The 10,503-nt window shown below is 72.7% G+C and carries 7 protein-coding genes and 1 pseudogene; all 8 read left to right on the top strand.

Annotation, left to right across the window (positions count from 1 at the left end; translation table 11 throughout):
• Positions 1-1,053, top strand: a 1,053-nt coding sequence (gene hpnE, locus SSOG_RS08855; RefSeq protein ID WP_039936963.1) for a hydroxysqualene dehydroxylase HpnE, incomplete at its 5' end; no start/stop codon positions are given.
• The gene (locus SSOG_RS08850; protein WP_009713873.1) at positions 1,050-2,147 is read left to right on the top strand and encodes a polyprenyl synthetase family protein; all 1,098 of its coding nucleotides are present in this window, start codon (positions 1,050-1,052) and stop codon (positions 2,145-2,147) included. The genes hpnE and SSOG_RS08850, both read left to right, overlap by 4 nt.
• Positions 2,148-2,276: 129 nt before the next feature.
• Entirely contained in the window at positions 2,277-4,220 is a 1,944-nt protein-coding gene (gene shc / locus SSOG_RS08845; protein WP_039936961.1) for a squalene--hopene cyclase, read from the top strand.
• A complete protein-coding gene (locus tag SSOG_RS08840) occupies positions 4,220-4,966 on the top strand; it encodes a phosphorylase family protein (RefSeq protein ID WP_009713871.1) in 747 nt (248 codons plus the stop codon). The genes shc and SSOG_RS08840 overlap by 1 nt, the downstream gene beginning before the upstream one ends.
• The gene (gene hpnH, locus SSOG_RS08835) at positions 4,917-5,933 is read left to right on the top strand and encodes an adenosyl-hopene transferase HpnH (protein ID WP_009713870.1); all 1,017 of its coding nucleotides are present in this window, start codon (positions 4,917-4,919) and stop codon (positions 5,931-5,933) included. Before SSOG_RS08840 ends, hpnH begins: the two co-directional genes overlap by 50 nt.
• A 22-nt stretch (positions 5,934-5,955) precedes the next feature.
• Positions 5,956-7,865: pseudogene (gene dxs / locus SSOG_RS08830) on the top strand (1-deoxy-D-xylulose-5-phosphate synthase).
• On the top strand, positions 7,862-9,262 hold the full coding sequence (locus tag SSOG_RS08825; protein WP_009713868.1) for an aspartate aminotransferase family protein: 1,401 nt from the start codon (positions 7,862-7,864) through the stop codon (positions 9,260-9,262). The pseudogene dxs and the gene SSOG_RS08825 overlap by 4 nt, the downstream one beginning before the upstream one ends.
• A gap of 20 nt (positions 9,263-9,282) precedes the next feature.
• Positions 9,283-10,497 carry a serpin family protein gene (locus SSOG_RS08820; protein WP_039936960.1) on the top strand — a complete coding sequence of 405 codons (1,215 nt, stop codon included), beginning with the start codon at positions 9,283-9,285 and terminating at the stop codon, positions 10,495-10,497.
• The last annotated feature ends 6 nt before the right edge of the window (positions 10,498-10,503 follow it).

Here is a 10,503-nt window from a genome sequence, read left to right as displayed (position 1 = left end):
CCGCACCTCTCGCTCGCCGAGCGCGCCCTGGTGGGCCGCGCCGCGCTCGCCCTGGGGCGGCTCGACCCGCTGGACCCGGCGCTGGACGCGGAGGACTTCGCGGGCTGGCTGCGCCGCCACGGCCAGTCGCCGCGCGCCGTCGAGGCGCTGTGGGACCTGGTGGGCGTGGCCACGCTCAACGCCACCGCCCGGGATGCCTCGCTGGGCCTGGCCGCGATGGTCTTCAAGACCGGGCTGCTCTCCGAGGCGGGCGCCGCCGACATCGGCTGGGCCAGCGCCCCGCTCGGCGAGCTGCACGACACCCTCGCCCGCGCCGCCCTGGACGCGGCGGGCGTACGGACCGAACTGCGCACCCGGGTGACCGCCGTCACCGCCGACGGGGGCCGCTGGACCGCGCACACCGACCGCGGCCCGCTGCACGAACCGGTGGACACCGTGGTCCTCGCCGTACCGCAGCGCGACGCCCACGCCCTGCTGCCCGACGGCGCCCTCGACGACCCGGACCGGCTGCTGCGGATCGGCACCGCGCCCATCCTCAACCTGCACGTCGTCTACGACCGAACCGTGCTGCGCCGCCCGTTCTTCGCCGCGCTCGGCAGCCCCGTCCAGTGGGTCTTCGACCGCACCGACGCCTCGGGCCTGCGGGACGCCCCAGGGGCCGGGGACAGCCAGTATCTGGCGGTGTCGCAGTCCGCCGCCCAGGACGACATCGACCGCCCCGTCGCCGAGCTGCGCGCCCGCTATCTGCCCGAGCTGGAGCGGCTGCTTCCGGCCGCCCGCGGCGCGGAGGTACGGGACTTCTTCGTCACCCGGGAGCGCACCGCGACGTTCGCCCCGGTCCCCGGCGTCGGCCGGCTGCGGCCGAACGCCCCCACCAACGCGCCCGGCCTCTATCTGGCCGGTGCGTGGACCGCCACCGGCTGGCCCGCGACCATGGAAGGCGCCGTGCGCAGCGGGCTCACCGCGGCCCGTGCCGCCCTCTCAGAAACCGGCCGCCCGCATGTGATTCCGCTTCCCGCCGTCGGCGGGGGGACGCCCAAGGAGGCGGCATGAGCACCACCACAGAAAACAGAGGAGAGACCGTGACCCCGGCGACCCCAGCTGTCGACTCCGCAGGCGTCATCGCGCTGCTGGAGCGCGGCCGTACGCTTGCCACGCCGGTGCTGCGCGCGGCGGTGGACCGGCTGGCTCCGCCCATGGACACCGTCGCCGCCTACCACTTCGGCTGGATCGACGCCGACGGCCGGCCCGCCGCGGGCGACGGCGGCAAGGCCGTGCGCCCGGCGCTCGCGCTGCTGTCCGCGCAGGCGGCCGGCGCGGACCCGGAGGTCGGGGTGCCCGGCGCGGTCGCGGTCGAGCTGGTGCACAACTTCTCACTGCTGCACGACGACCTGATGGACGGTGACGAGCAGCGCCGTCACCGCGACACGGTGTGGAAGGTGCACGGACCGGCCCAGGCCATCCTGGTCGGGGACGCGCTCTTCGCCCTCGCCGGGGAAATACTGCTGGAGCTGGGCACCGCGGAGGCGGGCCGGGCCACCCGGCGGCTCACCTCCGCGACCCGCAAGCTGATCGACGGCCAGGCGCAGGACATCTCCTACGAGCACCGCGAGCGGGTCACCGTCGAGGAGTGCCTGGAGATGGAGGGCAACAAGACGGGCGCCCTGCTCGCCTGCGCCGCCTCCATCGGTGCCGTCCTCGGCGGCGCCGACGACCGCACCGCCGACACCCTGGAGCGGTACGGCTACCACCTGGGGCTCGCCTTCCAGGCCGTGGACGACGTGCTCGGCATCTGGGGCGACCCGGTGTCGACCGGCAAGCAGACCTGGAGCGATCTGCGGCAGCGCAAGAAGTCGCTGCCGGTGGTCGCCGCCCTGGCCGCCGGGGGCCGCGCCTCCGAGGACCTGGCCCAGATCCTCGCGGCCGACGCGCACAAGCCGGAGGACGAGTTCGCCGACTTCAGCGAGGAGGAGTTCGCCACCCGCGCCGCGCTGATCGAGGAGGCGGGCGGCCGGGACTGGACCTCGGCGGAGGCCCGCCGTCAGTACGCGACGGCCATCGAGGCCCTCGACGAGGTGGACATGCCCGCCGAGGTACGAGACCAGTTCGTGGCGCTCGCGGACTTCGTCGTCGTCCGGGAGAGATGATCACTATTGACCGCGACTAGGCCGTAGGGACACCCCCTAGGACCAGGTTCGCAGTCGCCGGCCGGCACCTGCCCGGTGCCGGCCGACGGAGGCCCCAACGACGGCAGATCACACTGCAGAGGGGAAGCCATGACAGCGACAACCGTCCAACCGTCCGAGTCATCCGAGTCCGAGACGTTAGTGCTCGCCCGCAGGGCGACGGACCGCGCGGTCCGGCACCTGCTCTCCCGCCAGGACGAGCAGGGCTGGTGGAAAGGCGATCTGGAGACCAACGTCACCATGGACGCCGAGGACCTGATGCTCCGGCACTTCCTCGGGATCCAGAACCCCGACGTGCTCGACGCCGCAGGCCGCTACATCCGTTCGCAGCAGGCCGCGGACGGCACCTGGGCCACCTTCCACGGCGGCCCGCCGGAGCTGTCCGCCACCGTCGAGGCGTACGTCGCCCTCCGGCTGGCCGGTGACCCGCCCGACGCACCCCATATGGCGGCCGCCTCGGCCTGGGTGCGGAACAACGGGGGCGTCGCGAGCAGCCGCGTCTTCACCCGCATCTGGCTGGCACTCTTCGGCTGGTGGCGCTGGGAGGACCTGCCCGAGCTGCCACCGGAGATCATCTACTTTCCGCCGTGGCTGCCGCTCAACCTCTACGACTTCGGCTGCTGGGCGCGGCAGACCATCGTGCCGCTCACCGTCGTCTCCGCGAAGCGCCCGGTGCGCCCCGCCCCGTTCTCCCTCGACGAGCTGCACGCCGACCCGCGAAGACCGAATCCGCCGCGCCCCGCCGCCCCTCTCGCCTCCTGGGACGGCGCCTTCCAGCGGCTGGACCGGGCCCTGCACCTCTACCGCAAGGTGGCGCTGCGCCCGCTGCGCAGGGCCGCACTGCGCTCCTGCGCCCGCTGGATCGTGGAGCGGCAGGAGAACGACGGCTGCTGGGGAGGCATCCAGCCGCCCGCCGTGTACTCCGTGATCGCGCTCCACCTCCTCGGCTACGACCTCGACCATCCGGTGATGCGCGCCGGACTGGAGTCGCTGGACCGCTTCGCCGTGTGGCGCGAGGACGGCAGCCGCATGATCGAGGCCTGTCAGTCCCCTGTCTGGGACACCTGTCTGGCCGTCATCGCGCTCGCCGACGCCGGACTCGCCCCCGACCACCCCGCCCTGGTCAAGAGCGCCGACTGGATGCTCGCCGAGGAGATCGACCGGCCCGGCGACTGGTCGGTCAAGCGGCCCCGGCTCGCCCCCGGCGGCTGGGCGTTCGAGTTCGACAACGACAACTACCCCGACATCGACGACACCGCCGAGGTGATCCTCGCGCTGCGCCGCGTCGACCATCCCCGGCCGGAGCGGATCGCGGCGGCCGTGCGGCGCGGGGTGCGCTGGACACTGGGCATGCAGTCGCGGAACGGGGCGTGGGGCGCGTTCGACGTCGACAACACCAGCCCGCTGCCCAACCGGCTGCCGTTCTGCGACTTCGGCGAGGTCATCGACCCGCCGTCGGCCGACGTCACGGCCCATGTCGTGGAGATGCTGGCCCACGAGGGCGGCGCCCGCGATCCGCGCACCCGGCGTGCCGTCGGCTGGCTGCTGGCCGAGCAGGAACCCAGTGGCGCCTGGTTCGGCCGCTGGGGCACCAACTATGTGTACGGGACCGGCTCCGTCGTCCCCGCCCTGGTCGCCGCCGGGCTCCCGGCCACCCATCCGGCCATCCGCCGGGCCGTGCGCTGGCTGGAGAGCGTGCAGAACGAGGACGGCGGCTGGGGCGAGGACCAGCGCTCGTACCCCGACCCCGAGTGGATCGGCCACGGCGCCTCCACCGCCTCCCAGACCGCGTGGGCGCTGCTGGCGCTGCTGGCGGCGGGGGAGCGGGAGAGCAAGGCGGTCGAGCGCGGTGTCGGCTGGCTCGCGGCCACCCAGGACCAGGACGGCTCCTGGGACGAGCCGTACTTCACCGGCACCGGCTTCCCCTGGGACTTCTCCATCAACTACCACCTGTACCGGCTGGTCTTCCCGCTCACCGCCCTGGGGCGCTATGTGAGCGGTGAGGCCACCGGGGCGCGGCCGCGGAGGACCTGATGCCCCCGCAACCGGCCCGGGAACCGGCCCCGGACACCGGCGCCGCCCCGCTGCTGATCGCCTGCGCGCTCGGCATCGAGCGGTTCGCGCTGCGGGGGGCCGGTCTCGGCGCGGCCGGGCCGGTGACGGTGCTGCGTACCGGCATGGGACCGCAGGCGGCCGAGCGGGCGGTGAGCCGTGCGCTGGCCGAGGGTCCTGGCCGGGCCGTCCGTACCGCCGTCGTCGCCACCGGTTTCTGCGCCGGGCTGGCGCCGGGGATGCATCCGGGGGATCTGGTGGTGGCCGACGAGACCCGCGACCCGGCCGGTCACACCCCGTGCCACGGCAGCCGGATCCTCGCCGAGGCGCTGGCCCGCCACGCCCGGCGGGCCCGCGGCGGCGCCGGGCGCACCGGCACCGTCCACATCGGGCCCGTCGTCGGCTCCAACCATGTGGTGCGGGGTGCGGAGCGGGCCGAACTGCACGCCACCGGGGCCATCGCTGTGGACATGGAATCCGCCGCCACCCTGCGCAGCGCGGTGCGCGGCGGGGCACGCCCGGTTGCGGCCGTCCGGGTGATCGTGGACGCTCCTGAACATGAGCTGGTCCGCATCGGGACGCTGCGCGGTGGAATATCGGCTTTCCGGGTACTACGAACTGTTCTTCCCGCTTTCTTCGACTGGCACCGTTCCTCTTTCCTCTCAGGAGATGAGCTAGATGGCCATGCCGCTCCGCCAGACCATCCGGGTCGCGACGTATCTCTTTGACCAGAAGGTGCTCAAGCGGCGGGACAAGTTCCCGCTGATCGTGGAGTTGGAGCCGCTGTTCGCCTGCAATCTCAAATGCGAGGGCTGCGGCAAGATCCAGCATCCGGCGGGGGTGCTCAAGCAGCGCATGCCGGTGGCGCAGGCGGTCGGCGCGGTGCTGGAGTCGGGTGCTCCGATGGTGTCCATCGCGGGCGGTGAGCCCCTGATGCATCCGCAGATCGACGAGATCGTCCGGCAGCTGGTGCAGCGGAAGAAGTACGTCTTCCTGTGCACCAACGCGATGCTGCTGCGGAAGAAGATGGACAACTTCACCCCTTCCCCGTACTTCGCTTTCGCCGTGCACATCGACGGGCTGCGCGAGCGGCATGACGCGTCGGTGGCGAAGGAGGGAGTGTTCGACGAGGCGGTGGAGGCGATCAGGGAGGCCAAGCGGCGCGGCTTCCGGGTGACCACGAACTCCACCTTCTTCAATACCGACACTCCGCAGACCGTCGTAGAAGTGCTCGACTTCCTCAATGACGACCTCAAGGTGGACGAGATGATGATCTCGCCCGCCTACGCCTACGAGAAGGCGCCCGACCAGGAGCACTTCCTGGGGGTCGAGCAGACCCGCGAGCTGTTCCGGAAGGCGTTCGCGGGCGGCAACCGCAGGCGCTGGCGGCTCAACCACAGCCCGCTCTTCCTGGACTTCCTGGAGGGCAGGACCGACTTCCCGTGCACCGCCTGGGGCATCCCCAACTACTCGCTCTTCGGCTGGCAGCGCCCCTGCTACCTGATGAGCGACGGCTACGTCCCCACCTACCGCCAGCTGATCGAGGAGACCGACTGGGACAAGTACGGCCGGGGCAAGGACCCGCGCTGCGACAACTGCATGGCCCACTGCGGCTACGAGCCCACCGCCGTCCTGGCCACCATGGGATCGCTCAAGGAGTCGCTGCGCGCGGCCCGCGAGAGCGCCGTGGGCTGACACACGAGGAGGGGAACCGAGCATGCCGCTACTGGAGAACATCCGGGGCCCGCACGACCTCAAGGCGCTGACCGGGGAGGAACGTGCCGCGCTCGCCCAGGAGATCAGGGAGTTCCTGATCACCGCGGTCGCCAGGACCGGCGGCCATCTGGGCCCCAACCTGGGCGTCGTCGAGCTGTCCATAGCCCTGCACCGCGTCTTCGACTCGCCCGCCGACCGCATCCTGTGGGACACCGGCCACCAGAGTTACGTCCACAAGCTGCTCACCGGCCGCCAGGACTTCTCCAAGCTCCGCGGAAAGGGCGGGCTCTCCGGCTATCCGTCGCGCGCCGAGTCCGAGCACGACGTCATCGAGAACAGCCACGCCTCCACCGTGCTGGGCTGGGCCGACGGCCTCGCCAAGGCCAACGAGATCCGCGGCCGCACCGACCACGTGGTCGCCGTCATCGGCGACGGCGCGCTCACCGGCGGCATGGCCTGGGAGGCGCTCAACAACATCGCCGCCGCCCGCGACCGCCCGCTGATCATCGTCGTCAACGACAACGAACGCTCCTACGCGCCCACCATCGGCGGCCTCGCCAGCCACCTCGCGACCCTCCGCACCACCGACGGCTACGAACGCTTCCTCGCCTGGGGCAAGGACGTCCTCCAGCGCACCCCCGTCGTCGGCCAACCGCTGTACGGATCGCTGCACGGCGCCAAGAAGGGGTTCAAGGAGACCTTCGCGCCGCAGGGCATGTTCGAGGACCTGGGGCTGAAGTACGTGGGCCCGATCGACGGACACGACATGGACGCCGTCGAGGGGGCGCTGCGCCGCGCCAAGCGGTTCCACGGCCCCGTCCTGGTGCACTGCCTCACCGAGAAGGGACGGGGCTACCGGCCCGCCCTGGAGGACGAGGCCGACCGCTTCCACACCGTCGCCGCGATGGACCCGCTCACCTGCGCGCCCCTCATCCCCTCCGGCGGCCGGTCGTGGACGTCGGTGTTCGGCGAGGAGATGGTGCGGATCGGGGCCGAGCGCCCCGACGTGGTGGCGCTCACCGCCGCGATGCTCGACCCGGTGGGCCTCGCGGGCTTCGCCGAGGCGTACCCGGACCGGGTGTGGGACGTCGGCATCGCCGAGCAGCACGCGGCGGTCTCGGCGGCCGGGCTCGCCACCGGCGGGCTGCATCCGGTCGTCGCCGTCTACGCGACGTTCCTCCCGTGCCTTCGACCAGCTGCTGATGGACGGTGGCCCTGCACAAGTGCGGGGTGACGTTCGTCCTCGACCGGGCCGGGGTCACCGGCACCGACGGGCCCAGCCACAACGGCATGTGGGACATGTCCGTCCTCCAGGTGGTGCCGGGCCTGCGGATCGCCGCCCCGCGCGACGCGGACCAGCTGCGCGCCCAGCTGAGGGAGGCGATCGACGTGGACGACGCGCCGACCGTCGTCCGCTTCCCCAAGGAGTCGGTGGGGCAGCCCGTCCCGGCGCTGGAGCGGATCGGCGGGATGGACGTGCTGCGCCACGGTGACGACGTCCTGCTCGTGGTGGCCGGGGTCATGGCGCCGGTGGGCTTGCGCGCCGCCGAGCTGCTGGCCGAGCGCGGCATCGGCTGCACCGTGGTCGACCCGCGCTGGGTCAAGCCCGTCGACTCCGAACTGCCCGCCCTCGCGGCCCGCCACCGCGCGGTGGCCGTCGTCGAGGACAACGTGCGCAGCGCCGGGGTGGGCGCCGCGATCGGCCAGGCGCTGCGGGACGCCGGGGTCGACCTGCCGCTGCGGACCTTCGGCATCCCCGAGGCGTTCCTGCCGCACGCCAAGCGCGGCGAAGTGCTCGCCGACATCGGACTCACCCCCGCCGAGATCGCGGGCCGGATCGGTGCGGCCCTCACCCGCGCCGCCGCGCGCACCGCCACCGGGGAGGCCGCCGCCAAGGAGAGGGACGCATGACAGCAGCCGAGCAGCGCTCGGGTTTCGACCTGGGCAAGCTCCTGGCCGGGCGCGGGTCCGAGCGCTACGACCTGCACACCCGGTACCTCAACCACCAGCTGCCGCGGATGCTGCACACCATCGGCTTCGACAAGGTCTACGAGCGGGCCGAGGGCGCGTACTTCTGGGACGACGAGGGCCAGGACTACCTGGACATGCTCGCCGGTTTCGGGGTGATGGGCCTGGGCCGCCACCACCCCGTCGTCCGCAAGGCGCTGCACGACGTCCTGGACGCCTCGCTCGCCGATCTGACCCGCTTCGACTGCCAGCCGCTGCCCGGGCTGCTCGCCGAGAAGCTGCTCGGCCACGCCCCGCACCTGGACCGGGTCTTCTTCGGCAACAGCGGTACGGAGGCCGTCGAGACCGCGCTCAAGTTCGCCCGCTACGCGACCCGCAAGCCGCGCATTCTCTACTGCGAGCACGCCTTCCACGGGCTCACCACGGGCTCGCTGTCGGTCAACGGCGAGGACGGCTTCCGCGAGGGCTTCGCTCCGCTGCTGCCCGACACCGCGATCGCGATGGGCGACCTGGGCGCGCTGGAGCGGGAGCTGAAGCGGGGGGACGTGGCCGGGTTCGTGGTCGAACCGATCCAGGGCAAGGGGGTGCACGAGGCGCCGCCGGGCTTCCTGCGGGCCGCGCAGGAGCTGCTGCACCGCCACAAGGCGCTGCTCATCGCCGACGAGGTGCAGACGGGGCTCGGCCGCACCGGGGACTTCTTCGCGTACCAGCACGAGGACGGCGTCGAACCGGACCTGGTGTGCGTGGCCAAGGCCCTCTCCGGCGGCTACGTACCCGTAGGCGCGACCCTCGGCAAGGACTGGATCTTCAAACGGGTCTACTCCTCCATGGACCGGGTACTGGTGCACTCGGCGAGCTTCGGCGCCAACGCCCAGGCCATGGCGGCGGGGCTCGCCGTCCTCGCCGTCATGGAGGACGAGCAGATCGTCGCGAACGCCCGCCGCACCGGCGAGCTGCTGCGCGACCGGCTCACCGCGCTCATCGACCGGTACGAGCTGCTGCATGACGTACGCGGCCGCGGGCTGATGATCGGCATCGAGTTCGGCAAGCCGGACTCGCTCGGGCTGCGCGGCCGCTGGGCGATGCTCCAGGCCGCGCGGAAGGGCCTGTTCGCGCAGATGGTCGTGGCGCCACTGCTCCAGCGCCACCGCATCCTGACCCAGGTCTCCGGCGACCATCTGGAGGTCATTAAGCTGATTCCGCCGTTGATCATCGGCGAGCGGGAAGTGGACCGCTTCGTCGATGCGTTCTCAGCGGTCATGGATGACGCACACGGGGGCGGCGGCCTGATGTGGGAGTTCGGCCGGACCCTCGTCAAGCAGGCGGTGGCCAACCGCTGACGGGGACGGGAACCAGAGCAATGGTCGACACGAGTGCCGTACGGGCCGTCAACGCGCTCACCGGGCGCTGGGCGCGGGCCGCGGTTTCGGACGGCGAGGGAACGGCCCTCACCGGCGCCGGGGCCTGGCCGCTGCTCGCCCTGCTCGCGGGCGCGGCCGGTGGCCCGGCGCGCGGCGAGCTGGAGGGAGCGCTCGGCGTCGGCGCGGACGGCGCGACGGCGCTCGGCCGCGAGGTCGTCGGGGCGATGGAGGCGATGGACGGCGTGGCGGCGGCCACCGGACTGTGGACCCGTCACGACCTGCCGGTGCGGCCCGCATGGGAAGCGGAGCTTCCGCAGGGCGTACGCGGCGTGCTGAGCGGTGACACCGAGCGCGACGGCAAGGAGCTGGACGCGTGGGCGTCCCGGCACACCGGGGGCGCCATCGCCAAGATGCCGGTGCCCCTGACGCCCACCACCCAGCTGGTGCTGGCCGGGGCGCTGATGGTGAAGACGGCCTGGCAGCAGCCCTTCCAGCCGGGGATGCTGACACCGAGGAGCGGTCCGTGGCAGGGCCGGTCGCTGGCCGGTCTCCGGCGGACGACGGACGACCTCGACGGGGTGCTGCGGGTGATCCCCGAAAGCCCGGCCGGTCCGCTCACCCTGTCCGGGGTCGCGGGCGACAACGGGCTCGATGTGCATCTGATCCTCGCCGGCGAGGGTGTTCCGGGCGGCCAGGTACTGGAGGCCGGGGTCGGCGCGGTGGCCGGGGCGTACCCGGGGTGGGGAGGCTCGGCGCTGCCGTTCGGCGAGGCGGGGCCCGGTGTCACGGTCACGGAGGTCGCGAGCTGGGACGACACCCCGTCCATCGGCCTCACCACCCCGCAGTTCACCGTGGACGCCCGGCACGATCTGCTGCGGCACGCGGAGCTGTTCGGGCTGCGCACCGCCCAGGACACCTCTCGGGGGCACTTCCCGGGGATCAGCCCGAACCCGCTGGCGATCTCCTCCGGGCAGCAGTCGATGACCGCGTCGTTCAGCGCCGAGGGGTTCTGGGCGGCGGCCGTGACCGCGCTGGCGGCGGCGCCGGGCGGGGGCCCGCCGCAGCGGACGGCGAAGCGGATCGTGGTGACGTACGACCGCCCGTTCGGCTTCCTGGCCGTGCACCGGGCCAGCGGTCTGGTGCTGACGGCGGGGTGGGTCACCGAGCCCGAGGCCGGGGCCGAGAATCCGTGGGGGCCGCCGGGGCTTCGCTGACGAAAC

It is taken from the genome of Streptomyces himastatinicus ATCC 53653, from assembly GCF_000158915.1.
GTDB lineage: Bacteria > Actinomycetota > Actinomycetes > Streptomycetales > Streptomycetaceae > Streptomyces > Streptomyces himastatinicus.
Note: the sequence above shows the minus strand (reverse complement) of the source record. Positions and strands in the feature narration are given on the sequence as shown.